At 61.8% G+C, this 19,924-nt stretch carries 14 protein-coding genes and 3 pseudogenes; 13 read left to right on the forward strand and 4 right to left on the reverse strand.

Annotation, left to right across the window (positions count from 1 at the left end; genetic code table 11):
- Window positions 1–5 precede the first annotated feature (5 nt).
- The 7 genes from AC4GY7_RS17080 (at window position 6) to AC4GY7_RS17110 (ending at window position 9,825) form a co-directional block, all read left to right on the forward strand.
- On the forward strand, window positions 6–1,259 hold the full coding sequence (locus tag AC4GY7_RS17080) for a TrbL/VirB6 family protein (protein ID WP_491116294.1): 1,254 nt from the start codon (window positions 6–8) through the stop codon (window positions 1,257–1,259).
- Complete coding sequence (locus AC4GY7_RS17085) at window positions 1,256–2,161, forward strand: VirB8 family type IV secretion system protein (protein ID WP_491116296.1); 906 nt, start codon at window positions 1,256–1,258, stop codon at window positions 2,159–2,161. Before AC4GY7_RS17080 ends, AC4GY7_RS17085 begins: the two co-directional genes overlap by 4 nt.
- Window positions 2,158–2,805 (forward strand): TrbG/VirB9 family P-type conjugative transfer protein, encoded by a 648-nt coding sequence (locus tag AC4GY7_RS17090; RefSeq protein ID WP_491116298.1) that lies wholly within the window; start codon window positions 2,158–2,160, stop codon window positions 2,803–2,805. Before AC4GY7_RS17085 ends, AC4GY7_RS17090 begins: the two co-directional genes overlap by 4 nt.
- Window positions 2,802–3,932 carry a TrbI/VirB10 family protein gene (locus AC4GY7_RS17095; protein WP_491116300.1) on the forward strand — a complete coding sequence of 377 codons (1,131 nt, stop codon included), beginning with the start codon at window positions 2,802–2,804 and terminating at the stop codon, window positions 3,930–3,932. Before AC4GY7_RS17090 ends, AC4GY7_RS17095 begins: the two co-directional genes overlap by 4 nt.
- Window positions 3,929–4,918: a P-type DNA transfer ATPase VirB11 gene (gene virB11, locus AC4GY7_RS17100; protein WP_491116302.1), complete on the forward strand. Its 990-nt coding sequence runs from the start codon at window positions 3,929–3,931 to the stop codon at window positions 4,916–4,918. Before AC4GY7_RS17095 ends, virB11 begins: the two co-directional genes overlap by 4 nt.
- Before the next feature lie 385 nt (window positions 4,919–5,303).
- Window positions 5,304–9,443, forward strand: coding sequence for an RHS repeat domain-containing protein (locus AC4GY7_RS17105; protein ID WP_491116304.1), 4,140 nt, complete (start codon window positions 5,304–5,306; stop codon window positions 9,441–9,443).
- Window position 9,444: 1 nt separating this feature from the next.
- Window positions 9,445–9,825 carry a hypothetical protein gene (locus AC4GY7_RS17110; RefSeq protein ID WP_491116305.1) on the forward strand — a complete coding sequence of 127 codons (381 nt, stop codon included), beginning with the start codon at window positions 9,445–9,447 and terminating at the stop codon, window positions 9,823–9,825.
- Between the two features lie 44 nt (window positions 9,826–9,869).
- On the opposite strand, the pseudogene AC4GY7_RS17115 reads toward AC4GY7_RS17110, so the two are convergent.
- Window positions 9,870–10,083, reverse strand: a pseudogene (locus AC4GY7_RS17115) (IS5 family transposase); the annotation flags it as partial.
- Window positions 10,084–10,424: 341 nt separating this feature from the next.
- Between AC4GY7_RS17115 and AC4GY7_RS17120 the strand changes: the two are divergent.
- Both AC4GY7_RS17120 and tnpA read left to right on the forward strand, forming a co-directional pair.
- Window positions 10,425–11,459 (forward strand): annotated as a pseudogene (locus AC4GY7_RS17120) (IS110 family RNA-guided transposase).
- Between the two features lie 655 nt (window positions 11,460–12,114).
- Window positions 12,115–12,456: an IS66-like element accessory protein TnpA gene (tnpA, locus tag AC4GY7_RS17125; protein ID WP_491116307.1), complete on the forward strand. Its 342-nt coding sequence runs from the start codon at window positions 12,115–12,117 to the stop codon at window positions 12,454–12,456.
- A 49-nt stretch (window positions 12,457–12,505) separates the two neighbouring features.
- Here the strand turns inward: tnpA and AC4GY7_RS17130 are convergent, their stop codons facing one another.
- A complete protein-coding gene (locus AC4GY7_RS17130; protein ID WP_491116309.1) occupies window positions 12,506–12,763 on the reverse strand; it encodes a hypothetical protein in 258 nt (85 codons plus the stop codon).
- Window positions 12,747–13,268, reverse strand: a pseudogene (locus AC4GY7_RS17135) (IS66 family transposase); the annotation flags it as partial. The gene AC4GY7_RS17130 and the pseudogene AC4GY7_RS17135, both read right to left, overlap by 17 nt.
- 161 nt (window positions 13,269–13,429) lie before the next feature.
- On the opposite strand from AC4GY7_RS17135, the gene AC4GY7_RS17140 reads away from it, so the two are divergent.
- The 4 genes from AC4GY7_RS17140 to AC4GY7_RS17155 all read left to right on the forward strand — a co-directional run bounded on the left by AC4GY7_RS17140 (window position 13,430) and on the right by AC4GY7_RS17155 (window position 18,703).
- Entirely contained in the window at window positions 13,430–13,642 is a 213-nt protein-coding gene (locus AC4GY7_RS17140; protein ID WP_491116311.1) for a hypothetical protein, read from the forward strand.
- Between the two features lie 92 nt (window positions 13,643–13,734).
- Entirely contained in the window at window positions 13,735–15,720 is a 1,986-nt protein-coding gene (locus AC4GY7_RS17145) for a hypothetical protein (protein WP_491116313.1), read from the forward strand.
- A gap of 170 nt (window positions 15,721–15,890) precedes the next feature.
- Window positions 15,891–18,359, forward strand: coding sequence for an RHS repeat-associated core domain-containing protein (locus AC4GY7_RS17150; RefSeq protein WP_491116315.1), 2,469 nt, complete (start codon window positions 15,891–15,893; stop codon window positions 18,357–18,359).
- Window positions 18,356–18,703, forward strand: a complete 348-nt coding sequence (locus tag AC4GY7_RS17155; protein ID WP_491116317.1) for a hypothetical protein — start codon at window positions 18,356–18,358, stop codon at window positions 18,701–18,703. Before AC4GY7_RS17150 ends, AC4GY7_RS17155 begins: the two co-directional genes overlap by 4 nt.
- Here the strand turns inward: AC4GY7_RS17155 and AC4GY7_RS17160 are convergent.
- Complete coding sequence (locus AC4GY7_RS17160; protein ID WP_491116319.1) at window positions 18,700–19,110, reverse strand: hypothetical protein; 411 nt, start codon at window positions 19,108–19,110, stop codon at window positions 18,700–18,702. The genes AC4GY7_RS17155 and AC4GY7_RS17160 overlap by 4 nt on opposite strands.
- Window positions 19,111–19,924 lie beyond the last annotated feature (814 nt).

The raw sequence follows: 19,924 nt of genomic DNA on the forward strand, positions 1-19,924 counted from the left end.
CGTGCATGCCCGTCGACGCCGATGCCGGCGTCGTCCTGCGTCTTGCCGCCAATGCCGAATGTGCCGCGCAGGCACTTGGCGCCGACGGCTTCCAGGCGGTTATCGGCGGTCCTGTCGCGGCGGGCTTGCTGTCGGCGCTGGTGACGATCTTCGTCGCGATCATCGGCTATCGCCTGGTGCTCGGCACGGCGCCGGGCTTCGGCGAAGGCATCGGCCGGCTGCTGCGGCTCGGCTTCGTGCTGGCGCTGGTGACCGGCTGGCCGGCGTTCCAGATCCTTGTCTACGACACTGCCACCGGTGCTCCGGAAGAGCTTGCCGCGACGATCCTGCCGGCTGCCGGGCTGTCTTCGGGGGAAGGCCTCCCGGGGCGGGTGCAGCAGGTTTACGACGCGATGCGGCTTGGCGCCAACGGTGATCCGCGCGCTAGCGATCCGCAAGCGGCCGCGCAGCCCGGCGCCTCCGCAACGCCGCAAGCCAATGGTGCGACGACACCGAGCATCGTCCCCGGCAACAGTGGACAGCCGGGCCTCGGCGCGCTGCCGCAGACCGCCTCGATCTTTGCCGTCGTCACGATCGGCGCGATTGCGGCGCTGCATCTGGCGATCGGTATCCTGCTGGCGGTGGCGCCGCTCGCCATCCTGGCATTGCTGTTCGACGGCACGCTCGGCCTGTTCAACGGCTGGCTGCGTGCGCTGGTCGGCACCGCGCTCGCCGGCCTTGCCGCGACGATCGTCACCGCAGTCGCGCTGATCCCGATCGAGCAGGAGGTGGTGCGGCTCCAGGGCTGGCGTGGCGGCGGGGTGCTGGCTGTCGTCGATCCGCAGGCGCTGCCGACGCTGGTGCTGGCGACAGCGGTAGCGATAGTGATCGGAACGCTTGCCGCGGTGCGCATGGGCAGCGCGCTGCGCTTTGCGCCGGGGCTCGGCGAACGTCCGGCGGCAAGCAGCAGCCGAACCAGCCACATGGCGTCGAGCGTGGCGACGATGAACAGCACCACGTCTGCGCGCACGCATAGCACGGCGATGCCCGGACGAGATCGCGCGGCCGGCGTCGCCGAGGCGCTGGCGATGAGCGTCCGGCGCGAACAGCGCATGGGCGAGGGCATTGCGATGGCGGCGGGCGGCGGACGTGGCGGGGTGCCGGCGGGTGACCGCGGAGATCAGGGCGGTGCGATGGTGACCGGTCCGGCGTCTGTGACGCGTCGCACGAGCTTGCGCCGATCGCGGGTCGCAACCAATCGGGACAGGGTGGGACGGTGAAGACGGACTATCATGCACGGGCCGAGAGCTGGGCGCTCGACCGCGAGGTGCAGGCCGCTCGCTCGCGTCGCACGGCGTGGACGGTCGCAGGGGTCGCGGTCGCGGCCGCGCTGTTCGAGGCGGTGGCGCTCGCCATGCTGGCGCCGCTCAAGACGGTGGAGCCGATCACGCTGCTGGTCGATCGCCAGACCGGCTATGTCCAGGCGCTCAATCCCTTGCAGCCGCAGCGGGTGGCCGCCGACGATGCGCTGACGCAATCCTATCTTGCCCAATATGTGATGGCGCGCGAGGGTTTCGACCGGGCGACGGTGCGGGCCGATTATCGCAAGGTCGCGCTCTGGTCGGCGGGTGCGGCGCGCAGCCGCTATCTCGCCGCGATGCCGGCGACCAATCCGAACAGCCCGCTGAGCCGCTATCCCGCCGGCACGAGTGTCACCGTCCGCGTCAAGAGCGTGTCGCGGCTGGGGCAGAACGTCGCGCTGGTCCGCTTCGACACGCAGCGCGTCGACCGCGAAGGGCAGGCCGGCCCTGCATCGCCATGGGTTGCGGTGATCCGCTATCGCTTCGTCGATGCGCCGATGACGCTGTCCGAACGCCTCATCAACCCGCTGGGCTTTCAGGTCACCGGATACAGACGCGATGCCGAGGCGGTACCGCCGCCTGAAACGACTGGCGTGGCGCCACCTGCGTCGAACGTTCCGTCGGTCGCTGCGTCGGTAGTTACGCCGACCCGAGTCTATCAACCGACAGCGGTAAGGCGGCCGGTCGTCACGTCCAGCCGCGGCGTGGATGGCGCCTCCGTGCCGGCCGGCATGCGGGCTGTCCCGATCAACCAACTGCCGATGGGCTCGCCGCTTTCGCCGGGAGGCGCGACGCCCGGCGTCGTGGCGGCGCAGCCGTGATCCTGCTCGCCCTCGCCGCTCAGGCGCTGTTCCAGCCGTCGGACCCGCGCATCCAGGTCATCCCCTACAATGCGGGGCAGGTCGTGACGCTGTCGGTCGCGCAGGGCTATGCCAGCGTCGTCGAACTGGTGCCTGAGGAGCGCGTCGACACCGTCGTCGTCGGCAACAGCGCCGGCTGGCAGGTGACCGCCTCGCGCGCCGGCGACCGGATCGTCGTCAAGCCGCTCGCCGGGGCGACGACGACCAATCTCGTCGTCATCACCGATGTCCATCGCTACGCCTTTTTGCTTCAGCCGGGCGATGGCGGCATGGCGAGCCCCTTCATCGTCCGCTTCATCGCGCAGCCTGACCGGCCAACGGGCGCGATGCCCGCGGCAGCGGATCGCACGTTCCGCCTGTCGGGCGACAAGGGGCTGTTCCCCCTCGAAATGTCGGCGGACGGCCAGCGCACCCGCATCCGCTGGCAGGCCGACGCCGCGATCCCGGCGATCTTCGCCGACGACGCCCACGGCAAGGAGACGCTCGTGAACGGCCGCATGGTGGATGGCGTTTACGTGATCGAAGGCGCCGCACGGCGCTACACCTTCCGCATCGGCAAGCGCCGCGCCACCGCAACGCTGGCAGCGGACAAGGCGCGTCGATGAGCCCGTCAGCGCCCCTCGGCCCGGATCCGCGGCCGATCGTCCGCCTGCCGCGCTCGGGCATCCCCGGCGTGGCGATCGCCGGCACCGCGGTACTCGCTGCGGTACTACTCTTTGCCGTGCTCGACGCACAGCGGCGTAAGGACAGCATCGGCTTAAGCGTCGACACGGCGCAGCAGACGAGCGCCTTTGCCACGCCGCCCACGCTCGCGCTGCCGCCGGAGCCGCAACCGGCCCAGCCGCCACCCGCGGTGATGCTGGTACCGTCCCCGCCCGTTGTTAGTCTGCCGCCGGCATCACGGCCGGTCGCCGTATCCCCGCCGGCTGCTCCCGTTATCGTCGCCGCCCCCGCCCAGCCGGTGATCCTGCCCCCAACGGTCGTACCGCGTGAGCGCGCCTCCAAGCCTGCCGACGAACCGCAGGCGCTCATCATCGACGGCGGCATCGAACGCCAGCCGCCGACCGGTACGGCATCGGCCAGCCAGCAGCGGCCGAATGCGGAACAACGGAATCCGCTGCTCCAGGGACCCGGCATCGGGGGCGACACCGCGCCTGCGCAAGCGACGACGATCCGTAACCGTACGATGGTGATCCCGACCGGCACGATGATCCCGGCGGTGATGGAGACGCCGATTGACACCGCGCGCCCCGGCCTTGTCCGCGCGATCGTCAGCGGCGACGCACGGGGTTTCGACGGACGCCGCGTGCTCGTGCCACGCGGCTCGCGGCTGATCGGCGAATATCAGGCGTTCGTGCAGAGCGGTCAGAACCGCGTGCTGGTCAACTGGACACGGCTCATCCGCCCCGATGGCGTGTCGATCGCGCTGTCCTCGCCCGCGGCCGATGCGCTCGGCGGGGCAGGGGTGCCGGGCAAGGTCCACAGCTACTTCCTCCAGCGCTTCGGCGCGGCGCTGCTCCAATCGGCGCTCACCGTCGGCGTCAACCTCGCCTCGCGGCCGGGCAACGGTTCGGTGATCGTCGGGCTGCCTAGCGCGCAAATCAACAACACCATCGGGCAGGGACTGTTGCCCAATGACCTCCGGCCGAAAATTACGGTGAAGCAGGGCGCGGAGATCAACGTCTTCGTCGCCCGCGACCTCGATTTCTCGCTCGCCTCTTCGGCGCCATGAGCGAGCCGACCTATCTCGGCGTCTATCTCGCGCCGCTAGCCGGTTTCCTCGATCAGGACGACGTCACCGACCTCTACATCAACCGACCTGGCGAACTGTGGGTCGAGCGGCTTGGCCGCCTGCCCGAACGCCACGAGGCGCCGGAACTCACTGAGGCGTTGCTCTGGCGCCTCGCCAAGCAGGTCGCCAGCCTGACCCATCAGGGGATCAGCCGCGAGCATCCCTTGCTTGCGGCGCGGCTGCCGGATGGCGCGCGCATCCAGATCGTTGCACCGCCCGCCACTCGCGGGCCGATGGCGATCGCGATCCGCAAGCATCTCGTCGCCGACATGACGCTCGACGATTACGTTACGCAGGGGGCGTTCGCGGCGACCCGAGGTGCGAACGGCCCCGATGAGGCAGATGATCGCCTCGCCTCGCTCTATGCTGCCGGCGACTGGGCAAGCTTTCTCCGGCACGCCGTCCGGGCGCGCAAGACCATCCTCGTGTCCGGTGGTACCTCGACCGGCAAGACGACCTTCCTCAACGCGCTGCTCCGCGAGGTCGATCACAACGAGCGCCTCGTGCTGATCGAGGATACGCCCGAGATCAAGCTGCGGCACGACAATGCGATCGGCCTGGTCGCCGTCCGCGGCGAGCTGGGCGAGACGAACGTGACGTCCGACGATCTGCTCACCGCAACGCTGCGCATGCGGCCTGACCGCATCATCGTCGGCGAATTGCGGGGGGCTGAAGCCGCGACCTTCCTGCGCGCCGCCAATACCGGCCATCCCGGATCGATGACGACGATCCATGCAGATAATCCCGGTGGCGCCCTCGAACAGTTGGTGATGCTCACTCACCAAGGGTCAGGCGAACAAGGCCGCCGCAATACAAAGGGTTACGCCCGGTCGGTTGTTGACGTTGTCGTTCAGCTTGCCCGAATTGGAGGGAATCGCCTCGTCTCCCATATCGCGTGGCATGATCAGGACGGCAAAAAAGGATAACTTTGTCGAAGAATCGTATTGCCAAATTAAAATAAGTATATGAGCATGCCGTCAGCCGCTGGGACGGCAAGCCGGGGAATGTCATGAACATTACGTCGAAAAGTCTGACCGCGATCCTGTTGGTATCGTGCTCTACTGCCGCGATGTCCGCCGAAACAACGACGTACACGTATGACGCCAAGGGACGACTCGTTCAGGTTGTCAAGTCTGGTGGCCCTAACAATGGCACTACGACGACATATAACCACGACAAGGCCGATAATCGCACAAGAGTGGTGACGAGCGGCTCACCCCGCTAATTCGGAAACGAACAAGTAACAATAACTGAGCGGTGCCGGTATTCCCAGGCGCTGCCATCAAACACGTCTGCTAGAGGGAGAGGGCCGTGGCTGCCGCTGCGTACAAGAGCAAGAAGCTCGTCTTTGCCGCACTGCTGTGCGCATCCACTTCAATGCCGAGCATCGTCCGTGCGCAGGCCACCACAGCGGTTCTACCCGTAAGAACCTATGTCGATGACAATGGCGTCGACCTTTTCACCGGCAATGTGCTCCTGCGCAGTCCGGTGCTCCAGGCTGGCGCCAGCGAGCACCTGCGCTATTACCAGGTCAGGGCTGGCGGGGTAGGGTACAAAGACAATCTGCAAGGTGCCATTATCGTCAATGGCTCCACGGTGTCAGTTACCATCGGCGAGCGTACTGAAAATTTCACTGCCAGCGGCGGCCAGTACATTCCAGTTGAACAGCAAGGCTCTACGCTTGCGGGCGGTGGCTCCTCATACACCTACACCACTGCCGACAAGACGATCTATAACTTCTATCGCGCACCCACCTGCACCAATTGCCGTGCCGTCTACACGCAATGGGGCGACGTTCCAGTTATTCAGAGCATCGTATACGCCGATGGCGGACGTCTGGACTTCGGTTGGCAGAGCACGCAGACGCAGGTCGGCCAGACACCGGCTGGTCCGGCACTCGTCGATGTACGACGGGTAACCACCATTGTCAGCAATGACGGCTACTCTCTCAATTTCAAATTTTTCAGAGAACCTTCGTCGAGAGATTTTACAGGCTCGACGATCGTCACCAAGGCGACCGCCTTCAACGTCAGCCAGGATGGTTGCTCGGGCGGCGCTAATTGCTCCACGTCCGCGGCACGGCCGTCGCTGACGATCGATGGCACCAGCTATACCGACAGCCTGGGCCGTATGACCATCGTCGGCACCAGCAGCATCCGCCGCCCGGGCAGCAGCACGGACAATGTGACCTACAGCTATGACGGCAACAACAGGGTGTCGCAGGTTGTCGCTGACGGCGTCACGACCGCCTACAGCTACGCGGACGCCGGTGACGTGCGAACCGTCACAGTCGCCCGTGGAGGTGGCCAGCCACGACGGATCGAATTCAATATAACGCAGCGCACGATGAAGTCGGATACGGATCCGACCAATCGTAAGACCAGCTACGAATATGACAGCAGTGCGCGACTCACCAAGACGACCGCGCCCGAGGGCAACTACGTATCGACGGGCTACGATGACCGGGGCAACGCAACATCGGTCACCACCGTCGGCAAGAGCGGCGGCACACTGACGACATCCGCGAGTTTCCCGTGCACCATCGCAGCGGCTTGCAACAGCCCGATGACGACCACCGATGCTCGAAGCAACGTTACGAATTATGACTTTGATCCTAATTCCGGTCTTCTGTCGAAGGTCACAGCACCCGCAGTCAACAACGTCCGGCCCGAAAAACGGTACGGATACACGCAGGTTGGCGGTGTCTGGCGCGTAACCTCGACGTCGGAATGCCGCACGGCAGCTCCAGGTAATTGCAGCGGTGGAAGCGACGAGGTGAAGACCACGATTGCCTATGCGGGCAATACGGCTCTGCCGGCGAGCGTCACGATCGGTGCCGGTGACAACAGCCTCACCGCCACGACGGCTATGACGTATGACGCCATGGGTCGGCTCTTGACCCGTGACGGTCCGCTGCCGGGAACGGATGACACGACCCGCTTTTACTACGATGTCGAAGGGCAGCCACTTGGAAGCGTTGGCCCGGATCCCGACGGTACGGGGCCGCTGCTGCGAAGGGCAGTACGCAACACGTACAATGCCGCCGGGCAGGTCACGCTGATCGAGATCGGTACTGCGACCGACCAGAGCGACAGCGCGCTTGCCAATATGACGGTGCTCCAAAGCTCCAGCACGACCTATGATGCGAATAATCGGAAGGTCGCTGACAGCATCACCGCCGGCGGCACGACGCTTGCCTATAGCCAGACGAACTATGACGGTCGCGGCAGGATCAACTGCACGGTGACCCGGATGAACCCGGGCGCTTTCGGACAGACAGGCGATGCATGTGCGCTGGGGCCGCAAGGCAGCTTCGGTCCCGACCGCGTTTCACAAACCGGCTATGACGAAGCCAACCGCGTCGTTTCCGCCACGACCGCAGTCGGGACAGCCGAAGCATCGACCGAGCGAGTGGATTACACGCTGAACGGCCAGACTGCGACGGTCACCGACGCCAATGGCAACGTGACGGCAGCGGCTTATGATACGTTCGATCGGCCATGGCGGACGTGTTACCAGACGACATCGAGCGCCGCCTGCGCAGGTTCACCCGGTGATTACGAACAGGTCGGATACGACGCGAACGGGAACGTCACCAGCCGGCGCCTGCGCGACAACCAAACCCTTTCTTACACCTATGACGCCCTCAACAGGCGGACATACGATGACAATCCGAACACCAACGTCGCCGAAGTCGACGTCAGCTACAGCTATGACAATCTCGGTCACATCCTGACCGCAAGCGATCAGAATGGGTGGACGGTCAACGCCGAGTATGACGCCCTCGGTCGCGCCACACGGCAATACAGCAACATCTCCAGCACGGCGCTGCAGTTCGATGCGGCCGGCCGGATGACCAGGCAGACATGGGCGGATAATTTCTTCGTCACATACGAATACGACGTGACCGGTAAAATGACCGTCATACGGGAAAACGGCGGCCTGGCCCTCGCGAGCTTCGGCTATGACAATCTCGGCCAGCGAACCAGCCTCACCCGCGGCAACGGCACCGTGACCGGCTACGGCTTCGATTCGGGATCACGACTCACCAGCCTCACGCAGGATCTTGCTGGCGGTGCGTGGGATCAGACTTACGGCTTCTCCTACAATCCGGCAGGCCAGATCGCCTCCCGCAATAGCAGCAACGACACCTACGCCTGGACAGGCGGCACGAATGTTGACCGGAGCTATGGCGTCAATGGGCTCAATCAGTACACCAGTGCTGGCGCCACTGGCTTCGGTTACGATGCCCGCGGCAACCTGACCAACTCGGGCGGCACGACCTATCAGTATAACACCCGCAATCAGTTGTTCATGAACGGCGCTGGTCAGCTGATCTATCGCAACCCGGCGGGTCAACTGGGCCAGACGCCCGGCACCAATTATGACTGGGTAAACGGGCAACTCGCTCAGGAATCCGGGGGCAGCGTCCAGCGCCGCTACGTCTATGGTCCGCGCGCCGATGAAGTGCTGGTCTGGTACGAAGGCGCTGGCACCAGTGATCGTCGCTATATTCACGCCGATGAACGCGGCAGTGTCGTAGCTGTCAGTAACGATGCGGGTAACGCGATTACCATCAACAGCTACGACGAATATGGCATCCCCGGCGCAAATAATCAGGGACGCTTCCAGTACACGGGGCAGGCTTGGCTACCCGAGCTTGGCATGTACGATTACAAGGCGCGTATGTACTCGCCGACGCTTGGCCGCTTCATGCAGACCGATCCTATCGGCTACGGTGATGGGATCAACTGGTACAATTACGTAAGTGGAGATCCAGTAAACTCCGTCGATCCATCCGGTCTTGGTGAGTGGCAGATCACTTGCTCTAATTTGCAGGGGGCCGCACGAGCAGGCTGCTTGGCAGCGGCAGGTAGTTCCGAGTCCGCGAAAAAAGCAGCATATTGTGCTCAGAACCCTGACCAGTGCGCAATTCGTGTAGATGGTATCAAGCCCAAAGATCCAACCCAGCCTCCTCAGCCGCCGGCGCCGTCTCTTCCTGCCCCCCCAACACCGACTGGCGGCGCAACGGCTGCATCTGGATCTGAGGCCCGAGATGTTGATCCCACATGCCAACGCGCGGTTAATCTAAATGGCGCGGTAATAGCACAATCGATAAACGTTTCCGTTGTTCCAGGCGCTGGCGTGCAATATAGCTATGGCACCTTCACCTCGAGCAACGGTAAAGTGAGTGGCAGATTTAGGACTATTGGCGGCGCTATTGGGGTGGACTTAGGGGTTAGCGGTAGCATGTTCCAGTACTATCCAAGCATTCAAAATTTTGTTGGTCAGAGCTTTTCGGTATCTGGAACGGCTGGCGTTGGAAACCTTTCTTTGTCATTTACTAAATCGGGTATAATTGGCGGATCAGCAGGTGTTAACACTCCTGGGAAGGGATTTTCCCTCGCCGCATCCAGAACAAGAATATTTAGCTGTACTTATGGAAAGTGAGATGAGCTCGAAATTCAGGCTAATTAGTGGACTAGTGTTTTTCTTAGTGGCACTAGCTTTGGTAGCTGCAATCATCTTTCCTGCAAATCACGACGTACCTTTGTCGATCCAAGGGTGTTATTCAAATGGAGTCAACAAAATAATTGTAGAAAATGACTCTTTGCAAATATCTGACATACCCGAACCTCTGCTGGCTCAGTACAAGAAAACAAACTTATGGGATCAAATAGAAACCAATCCAGGAATAAGCATAGAGCCGAAGAAAAATGGCGGTATAGGATTTCGCATAAGCGGCCCAGGAATTGTTTTAAAGGTTTATAACGGCTACATCAAAGTGAATTATCGGAGTGGAGATATTGTATTTCTTAAAGAGGTTTGCTGAGACGAGGTGCGTCAAGCACATGAATGGAGTCGGGGCAAAATCTACCCAGCAGTCATGAAGAAGCTCAATGATCGGCCGTTCGCGTCCGCGGCGGTGGGAAGTTCGGTGTTCATGCCGCCCGTGGAGCGCCCGATCGGGCGGCTGAGGTTCCCTTTTTAACCGCAGGCGCGCGGCCGTGCGGTGGGCCGCCAGGTAGATCGCGTCGATCATGATTGTCTTCGGCTCGGCACCTGCCGCCGCCAGCCCCTCCACAGCGCGCCCGCAGCACACGCGCGAGCGCCTTTTCTTTCATGTAGCAGTTGACCGGCAGTCGCACGGAGAACGACAGATTAATGTCGATGCTGCCCGGCCGAGCGCCTGGGTGCGGGCGCACTGCGTCCTCGGCCGGTGCGGCTGATGGTGATGGCTTTACGAGTGCCGACACGGTTGTCGTCGGAATCAATGCCCTGCTCCTTTGCCGCCGGTACGGCGTTTGTCGCTAGAGCATCGAGCCTCAAACCTGAATCGAGGGATTCCCGCGAATGCTGATGGGGTGGACGCCCCCCGACGGCATCGATGTGCCAGAGTGGAGGTGTTGATCACCACTGAGGGAGGCGTCCGTGTCAGAGGCTACCACGATCGGGTTGGATATCGCCAGGCATGTTTTCCACGCGCACGGCGCTGACGAGCGCGGCGCGCAGGTGTTCAGCCGCAGGTTGAGCCGCAGCAAGCTGCTCGACTTCTTCATCGCCAACCCTCGCTGCGTGATCGCGCTGGAAGCATGTGGCGGGGCGCATCACTGGGCCCGCGAGTTGCGCGCGATGGGGCACGAGGTTCGGCTGATCCCGCCGGCGTACGTCAAACCGTTCGTGAAGCGGCACAAGAACGACGCGGTGGATGCCGAGGCGATCTGCGAGGCGGCGCAGCGGCCGAGCATGCGGTTCGTGGCGGTGAAGAGCGAGGAGCAGCAGGCAGCCGCGCTCGTGTTCCGCACCCGCGACCTGGCGGTGAAGCAGCGTACCCAGCTTGGTAATGCGCTGCGCGGGCATCTCGCCGAATATGGCTGGGTTGCACCTCAGGGCTCTGCCCATCTTGCGATGTTGGCGGACCTGCTGGAGGGCGGTGAGATCGGGCAAACGCTGCCTGAGGCAGCGCGGCCGATGTTCGCGATGATGGCCGACATGCTGGCCGAACTCGACAAGCGGATCGCGGCGCTGGACAAGGAGATCGCGCGGCGTGCGCGCGAGGATGAGGTCGCACGCCGGCTGATGACCATCCCTGGCATCGGCCCGATCACCGCAACGGCCATCGCAGCCATCGCCTCGCCAGCCGAGACGTTCGCGAAGGGCCGCGACTTTGCCGCATGGCTGGGACTGGTGCCCAGGCAGGCCTCCACCGGCGGCAAGAAGAAGCTGGGCGCGATCTCGAAGATGGGAGAGCGAACGCTGCGGCGTCTGCTCATCATCGGTAGCAGCGCGGTCGTGCTCCAGGTGAGCAAGCGTGGGGCATGAGCGGGCTCGTGGCTCGAAGGCATGCTGGCGCGCAAGCCGCGCATGCTGATGACGGTCGCACTCGCCAACAAGATGGCCCGCACCGTCTGGGCATTGCTGGTCAAGCAGGAGGATTACAGAGCTCCGGTCGCGGTCACGGCGTAAGCCGAGGCGGGCCAGAGGCGTCGGAGGACGCAGTCGGTCGAAGGAGGGTGTGGCACAACAGTCGGCGAGACGGGGCCGGAAGAACCAGACTGAATCAGTGTGTTTCGAGCACGTTAATCTGATGTGGTTCCGGTCCGCGCACTCCCATACGGGCCAGCAGCTTGCCGCTGCATTATGGGCCGGACAGATGGCAGCATCCGACTACGTGTCAGAACTTCCAGATACCGCTTGCAACCGAAGGGGCTTCCACAGATGATTCATCCGCCGCGGGATGAGCATTTGCCGCAAGCCCTATCCCTCTGACGTGAGCGACGAGAAATGGTCGCTGGTCGCGCCGTACCTGCTGCTGCAACGTACGCGCTGTTAACTCGGCACGCGGGCGACGTATGCCCAGGGCATGAGACCTTCGAGGGCATTCATATGGTGCCCGCCAGCGAGACGCGTCAGCGTATCGGTGAGCTAGGCTTGCGGGTCGACGCGGTTGAGCTTGGCGGTTTCGATGAGTGAGGCGATGAACGCTTAGTTATCGCCGCAATCGTGGGAACCAGCGAAGAGCGCGTTCTCCCGTAAGAATCCGGCGGGAGCCACCTTGTTAGAGGCGGGCTCAAGATAGAGGACGTGCTTATAGCCGCACGTAAGGACGTCCGTTTCGAGCATGGCGCAGGTGACAATATTGGCGGGGCCGGAGCGTCGGCGTCGGTGGAGCGATGAGCAGCGCGAGCGCATCCTGGCGGAGGCGTTCCAGTCGGGTGCGAGGGTCTGCGACGTGGCGCGTCGGCATGATGTCGCCCGCAGCCTGATCTACCAGGGGCGGCGAGCAGGTTTGCGGGCGGCGGCACCGGCCTTTGTGCGGGCGGTGGTGGTGGACGAGCCGGCTGCACCAGCGTCCGACCCCGCGCCCGCGGTTGTTCTTGATCTGCCAGACGGCGGGCGGTTGAGGATTTTCAGCTCGGCATCGCCGGCGCTGGCGACCGCGGTGCTGAAGGCGGTGCGGTGATAACCATCCGGTGAGGACCGCGGGTTGCGGTTGGTAAGCTACGGAGGCTTCAGTCAGCGTCGAGAAAGGCGTCGACGCCTTCGCGGGCAAGGGTATCGCGGAAGGCGGCGGCGTCGCGATCGGTGGCGAAGGGATCGTTCCAGACGATCGATGTTCCGTTCTCGCTGACGATCTCAAGGATCCAGCCGCGCTCGGTGGCGAGGCGGTATATCTGGACCTCCAGCCGCCCGCCGTCCCATGCGAACGACCTGCTGAGCGGAGACTCGATCAGTTCGGGCTCGGGTCGAGGCTCATGCAGCGATGGCAAGGGGATCAGTTGCCGGCTTCAACGCCGGCTTGGGGAGCGGGCTGACCTCCCAGTTCCACGGCAGCAACGCGTCTAGCCGGGCAATGGGGTGCTCGGCGATGCGGGCGAGGACGTCGGCGAGCCAGGCCTGCGGGTCGACGTTGTTGAGCTTGGCGGTGCCGATGAGCGTGTAGAGGATGGCGACGCGTTGTCCGCCCCGGTCGTAGCCGCAGAACAGCCACGACTTCCTGCCCAGAGCCACGCAGCGCAGCGCCCGTTCGGCGGCATTGTTCGTCAGGAAGAACCGGCCGTTGTCGAGGAAACGCGTGAAGGCATTCCAGCGACGGAGCATGTACTTGATGGCTTTGGCGAGGTCATGGTTGCGCGACAGCATCGAGCGCTGACCGGCCAGCCAGGTGTGGAGCTCGGCGATCAGCGGAGAGCTGAGCTCCTGTCGCATTGTGAGCCGCTCGGCAGCGGACTTGCCGTTGATGGCGCGCTCGATGTCGAAGAGCGCGTCGGTCTTGTCCAACTCAAGTGTGAGCTGGATGAACGTCTCGTCGCCCAAATTGCCTGGCCGCATCATGGGGAATAGCAGCTATAGAGCGGTGCAAGATTAGTCTTGCATGATACACAATTTCAGTTCAGCATCTTGGAAGCCGATGGGACGGCTAACCGGGGAATGTCATGGTCACCTTATCCAAGGCGATGATGGCGATGCTGCTCGCATCGTCATCTGGGATTGCTCTTGCGTCCGAAACAGTCACCTACACCTATGATGCCAAAGGGCGGTTGGTGAAGGTGGTGAAGTCGGGCACTGTGAACAACGGCGTCACTTCTGATTTTACGCATGACAAAGCTGATAATCGTACCAGGGTGAATATTTCCGGCGCCCCTTGAGACGGCGCAATCGCTTCACTTTAATTAAATTTGCAGGAGCCTTGTCGGTAACCGCCGGCGGGGGAGGGGGGCAATTGCTTACAAGAAATAGATTGCGGGTTTCGCTTTTTTGCTTCGCCAGTGCGTCTTTTGTTACCGGATGGTCGGCGTCTGCGTCGGGGCAAACCGCAGCTGCGGCAGACGCCTATGCGAGTGCACCGGCGGATCACAAGCTGGTCACGCGCGGGCAGGTTGATCTACGCAGCGGGAAGTCCGCCTTTTCGCAAGTCGATCTATCAATCGGTGACGAATCGCTGGGGCTCAAGTTGGAGCGGCGTTTCCGGGAGGCGCCACCCAGTCATTTGGCCGGGTTTGCCAACTTCATGCACAACTTCGACATTTACCTTTACGAGAAGCGCGTGGACTACGCCCACGGTCGCTTTCAACAGGGGCAAGGTGTCGACTATCGTATAGGTGTGCGCCTGGGAGAACGTGCGGAAACCTTCGATGGCGAAGCCTATCGAACAGCATTTCAGTCTACATCGAAGGGCGCGATTAGCTGGCTGACCTACACGGGCGACCGCAATAGTGGGGCCGTCATCTATACACTGCGCTCGGTCGACGGATCCGTGGTCACGTTTCGCCCGCTAGGTAGCGCTGACTGCATGGATTATATGCGCTGCGCATACGCTTCAAGGATCGAGCGGCCAGACGGTCTAATTTTAACCTTTGCGTACGATCAGGGTCCGCAGGGCGGCGCGAACAGCACACGACTTCGCAGTGTCGAAAGTTCAAGGGGCTATGGGCTGTACCTCGAGTATGATGGCATGCTTATCGTGAAAGCATGTGTGCTCAATCTAGGCGTGCAGGGTCGACCAGCGGACGGTCGTTGTCCTGCAGGCGCTCTGGCTACAAGTGAGTACGCCTACGGCGGCGATGCGAATGGCGCTACTGCTCTCGCCAGCGCGAAAGACGCCACCAATCGGACTTGGCACTATGGATATGGGGGGACTCCAACCTCAAGGACGATGAGCTTCTACGATCCAGGTGCAAGCGCTCCGATGATGACCAGTCAGCTTGGACATTTCTGGTCTGAAGACAGTGAGAGCGATATCGTCTATTCGCAGTCTTTCGTAGACGGAACGTCATTGACCTACGAATATACTGACGCAAGCAGTCTGACCAACGGCACGATCAACCAGATTGCCGGCGGGAGCGTGACCGATAATCAAGGCCGAAAGATTACAGCTCTCTATGATTTCCCCCTTTTCCCAAGAACGCTGACGCCGGGATATGGTGGTGGGCAAGAAGAGACGCTTCCGACTCCCGGGGATCCCGGCGATTCCGAATCCGGCGGCTTCCATAGGAGTTACCAGATCACACCTGGACCAGTGAGCGTGACCGATGAACGCGGGCATGTAACCCGGTATGATTATTGCGACCCAGTGGCGATGGCGAACTTGCCCTCCAGTGAAACTGACCGCTGTATCATACTAAAGCTTCAAAACTACACCGATCCGGAAGGTGCGAAGACGGATGTGGTTTATGGGAGCAATGGACTTATCAATTTCGCTAGACGCCATGCGAAGCCTGGAAGCCCATTGACAAACATCGAGTTGGCGACAGGTTATAGTTGCTCGGATACATCCAACCAATGCACCAAGCCGACGTACGTCAAGGATGGGAAAGGCGGCATAACCTACTACGGCTATACTACATTTGGTGCTGTTGCTTGGCAGATCGGACCGCCGCCGGAGAACGGAGCTGCACGGCCGCTGAAGCTATTTAATTACATACAAAAGGTAACGGCATCGCCAATCTCGAACCCGATCTGGGTGCAATCTTCCGAAGTGACGTGCCAGACTGCGCAAAATACCGGCACAGCGCAGCCACAAGGTACACCCTCATGCGATGCCGCGGCTCCGGTCCAGACCGCGGCGTTGGAATATAGACCCGATGGATCTGCTGATGCACTGCTTGCTCGTGGCGTCGCGGTGACAGCCGACGGTCAAACGCGCCGGACCTGCTATGGCTATGACGCGCTCGGCAATCGTATTTCTGAAACAAAGCCGCGTGCAGGTCTGGGGGTGTGCCCATGATTCGTAGAGGAAGCTACTCCGATTTGGCTCCGGGAGGCGGCGTGATGCGACCACAATTTGCAGCCGCAGCAGCGTTGGGGTTTGCCCTGACGTTCAGCAGTGGAGCATTTGCCCAAACTGCGCCGTCAGACTTTACCTATGCAACGCGGTACGATGCGAGCCGGCGGGTCGTGGGCACGATCGCCCCCGACCCGGACGGTACGGGGCCACTGCGCTACGCAGCTGTGCGAAACAGCTATGACTCGGCGGGGCGCTTAGTTCTGGTCGAGCAGGGCCAATTGTCCGACTGGCAGTCGCAAGATGTTCTGCCGGCGGCTTGGCCAGGTTTCAGCATCTTCACGAGCGTCCAGACTGATTACGACGTGATGGGCCGCAAGACAGTCGAGCGGATGCGAGAGGGTGGTGGCACAGGACCAATTCGCAAACTGACGCAGTACAGCTACAACGATCAGGGTCTGCTGGAATGCACGGCGGTGAGGATGAACGCATCCGCCTTCGAATCGCTGCCAGCATCGGCTTGCAGTCTGGGGAGCGAAGGCAGCCAAGGCCCCGACCGCATCACCCGCAACCTCTATGATGCGGCAGGTCAGTTGCTGAAGGTGCAGAAGGCCTACGGCACGGGAGTGCAGGCGGATGATGCGACTTACACCTACAGCCCCAATGGTAAGCGTACGAGCGTCATGGACGCCAACGGCAACCTTGCGCAGATGACCTACGATGGGTTCGACCGGCAGAGCCGATGGACTTTTTCCTCACCATCCGCCGTGGGTCAGGTGAACGCAGCGGACTATGAGGAATATGGTTATGACGCGAACAGTAATCGCACGAGCCTGAGGAAGCGCGACGGCCGCGTCATTGCCTATGGCTATGACGCATTGAACCGAGTCACATCGAAGACCTTCCCTAATGGCGGCGCGCGAGGGGTGTTTTATGCTTACGATCTGAGAGGTCTGCAGACAGCCGCGCGGTTCGACAGCACCAGCGGCGGTGATGCTGTCACGACGGCCTATTCGGGCTTTGGGGAGGTGGCATCGAGCACTACCAGCATGGCGGGCATCAGCCGGACCATCGGATCCATCTTCAATGCAGACGGCGCGCGCACGCGTATGACCTACCCCGATGGTCAGTTCGTCAGCTACAACCGAGACGGTCTGGATCGCGTCAATTACGCCGACCTCAACTCATCGACCGCACTCTTTCACACGCCATGGGATGCAGCAGGTCGCGTAACGGCCTTGTACAGGGTGGTCGGCGGCAATTGGGCAGTCCCGACGACCTTCGGCTATGATGGAATCGGCCGCCGGACGGCGATCGCCCATGCGATCGGCGGGGCAAACGTTATCAGCACGTTCAGCTACAATCCCGCCGGCCAGCTCGCGAGCATCAGCCGCGACAATGACGCTTACGCTTTCACCGGCCACGTTAACGTCGACCGCAGCTATGTGGCGAACGGGCTCAATCAATATGCCAGCGCAGGAAGTGCGAGCTTCGGCTATGATGCGAATGGCAATCTGACGTCTGATGGCACGACGTCCTACGCTTACGACATCGAAAACCGGCTGGTGAGTACAAGTGCAGGCGCTACGCTGACCTATGACCCGACTGGTCGTTTGTGGCAGACTACAGGCGGGGCAGGCGTAACGCAGTTTCTGTACGATCGGGATCAGCTGACGGCCGAGTATGACGGCGTTGGCAACATGCTGCGGCGTTACGTGCACAGTGATGGTGATGATGACCCGCAAGTCTGGTACGAAGGCGCAGGTACCGGCTCGCCGCGCTATCTCTACGCCGATCACCAAGGATCGGTCGTCGGCGTCGCCGATGCCAGCGGCAACATCGCTACGATCAACGCCTATGACGAGTATGGCATTCCCAAGGCGGGCAATTCGGTCAACTCAAGTGGTCGTTTTCAGTACACCGGCCAAGCCTGGATTCCCGAGGTGGGAATGTACCACTATAAGGCCAGGGTCTACTCGCCCACGCTCGGCCGCTTCCTCCAAACCGATCCCATCGGATACGATGACCAGATCAACCTATACGCTTACGTCGCAAACGATCCGGTGAACCGCAGAGACCCGACCGGGACTTACCAGCGAGGTGCCGGATTTGAAAATGATAAAGACTGGGGAAAATTCAATCAGCGACAGCAAGCCGTGGCAAACGATATGACAAAGTCCGCTTCAAAGTTGGACGCTCGCGCCAGCGCTTTGGATGCGAAAGGCAAAGGTGGAGGTGAGGCGCTGCGACAAGAAGCGGGACAGCTCCGAGGGGCTGCCGCTGCACTACGAGATACAAGCTCTAGTGCCGCATACGCAGACCTAGTGCCGTCTAAGGTTTACGATACACTCGGAAGACCAGAAAATAGCCAGGCTTTTACAAAGATTGGAAGCAATAGGACCACCTTCCGTGGCGGGAGCACCGGAGCTATGGGATCAAACCTGTCAATCGCGCGCAACGTGATCGGACATGATGTCTTTCACACCGGCGCTGGGGGTGCGCTTTCAGATTACCGGGTAGGAAGCGTCTTTGCATATCGCGGGTCTGGTTCCGAAGCAGACCTTAAGCTCTTCGAAAGCATAGCGGGGACGCCGCTAGGAGCCACTAATCCCGACAGCCTTATGTCTAGAGTATACCCATGAACAATTATGGCTTAGATAATCTGGGCATCGCTCGTCTTGTGCGATCGATCGTCAAAATTACGATGATTGCCATGCCACTGTCAGCTTGTGCAGCTAATGGTATCCCCGCGCCTCGAAATGAGCTTGTTCTTGATGGAGATGAGAGCAATTACGCAGCTTTTGAGACGGCTGCTAAGTCTTGTTCATACTCCGCTTATAAGCGTTTTCCTGGCGCAAAGATCGAGGGGTCAGTAGAGGTTGGTCCCCATTACAATCTCTTGGAGGTGGAAACCGGACCTGCGAAGTGTGTGCTACGTTGGATTGATGCTCATCCAGAGTTGGGTTTTCAGGTTGGTATTCATTAAATATAGTAGCTCGCGCCTTCAAAAGGATAAGTGAGCTCGCTGGCAGATGTCATGTCAACTGCGTCGAAGTCAGTCCTTAAGAGGGCGTTATCGACCGCCCCGATCTGCGCCTCGTCGCGTAGGCCGAGCGCCTCGGTGAGGCTGGCGCGGCTGTCGGTATAGACGGCCGCGCTGGTCCTAGCCCTACTGATCGCGACATACACCGACGCCGCATCGACCGTGTTCGCCCTGAACGATTCCAGATGCGCCATGACCCGATCGCACGTCGCGCCTTGGCTGGAGTGGATGGTGCGGACCCATCCCGGCCGGACATGCCGGTCGGCGAGGTGGCGAAGGTCGAGCATGTCGCGCCGCCCGTCCTCGCGCTCGACGACCATGCTGGAGCCGGTGGGGGCGATCGCGACCACCTCTGCGGTCTGTCCGTTGAGCTGCTCGGCAGGAGTTGTTGCGGGTCAACTGGATGCGGTCGCCGGCGCGAATTTCTGGTCGACCTTGACGAACGCCTCTGCTTGGGCGCTGTCCCAGCGGGCGGGCTGCCAGTCGTGCGCCTTGCCCTTGTGGGGGACGAGCCGGACGCTGCCGCGCTCGGCGTCGACCGCCTCGACGCGATAGCTGATCCCGGCGCGTTGCCGGCCCTTCTTGACTTGCGGAAGGCGACGATGTCACCGGACTGGTAGCTGGCGGCGAGCCGGGCCTCGACGCGGGTCAGCCCGCGCGGTTCGAGGACGGTCGTGACCATGGCGTCCTCGCCAAGCGTGCCGTCCGTGATGAGCGCGGCGCGGATGGTGTCCGTCAACTCGGGCCCGTCCTTTGGAGAGCGTGGAAACAACTGGACGCCGCCTTGCCGATCAGCAGCCAAAACGATGCATGCGCTCAGCATTGCGCTAGGCTAAGCTGAATGACTCCGTCGGTCGCGAGTTTGGGTGCGTCGCCTCCGCGGAGCTGGCAGACGCCAGCCCTCCCTCCGTCGATCAAGCGGTATGTGCGTTCGTCATGGGGGAGGGCGGCAATCCAATGGCTGCCATCGCGATATGGTACGATGAAGGCATAGTAGTCGCCTCGATCTGATGCTGCGCGGTAGCGCGCGGCGAATGACAACTTGGACGTACCGTTGGCTAGGCTTACGTCGATGGCGAGTCCCATCCGCTCGGCTAGCAGGACGCATAGGTCGCGTATCTGAAACGGGTCTACGCCGCCAACTGCCGGGTCACTCTTCAGTAT

It is taken from the genome of Sphingomonas sp. SP5, assembly GCF_058313455.1.

Coding starts and splice junctions, on each gene's coding strand:
- AC4GY7_RS17080 (WP_491116294.1), top strand. CDS start 6: ATGCCCGTCGACGCCGATGCCGGCGTCGTCCTGCGTCTTGCCGCCAAT.
- AC4GY7_RS17095 (WP_491116300.1), top strand. CDS start 2,802: ATGAGCCCGTCAGCGCCCCTCGGCCCGGATCCGCGGCCGATCGTCCGC.
- virB11 (WP_491116302.1), top strand. CDS start 3,929: ATGAGCGAGCCGACCTATCTCGGCGTCTATCTCGCGCCGCTAGCCGGT.
- AC4GY7_RS17110 (WP_491116305.1), top strand. CDS start 9,445: ATGAGCTCGAAATTCAGGCTAATTAGTGGACTAGTGTTTTTCTTAGTG.
- tnpA (WP_491116307.1), top strand. CDS start 12,115: ATGGCGCAGGTGACAATATTGGCGGGGCCGGAGCGTCGGCGTCGGTGG.
- AC4GY7_RS17140 (WP_491116311.1), top strand. CDS start 13,430: ATGGTCACCTTATCCAAGGCGATGATGGCGATGCTGCTCGCATCGTCA.
- AC4GY7_RS17155 (WP_491116317.1), top strand. CDS start 18,356: ATGAACAATTATGGCTTAGATAATCTGGGCATCGCTCGTCTTGTGCGA.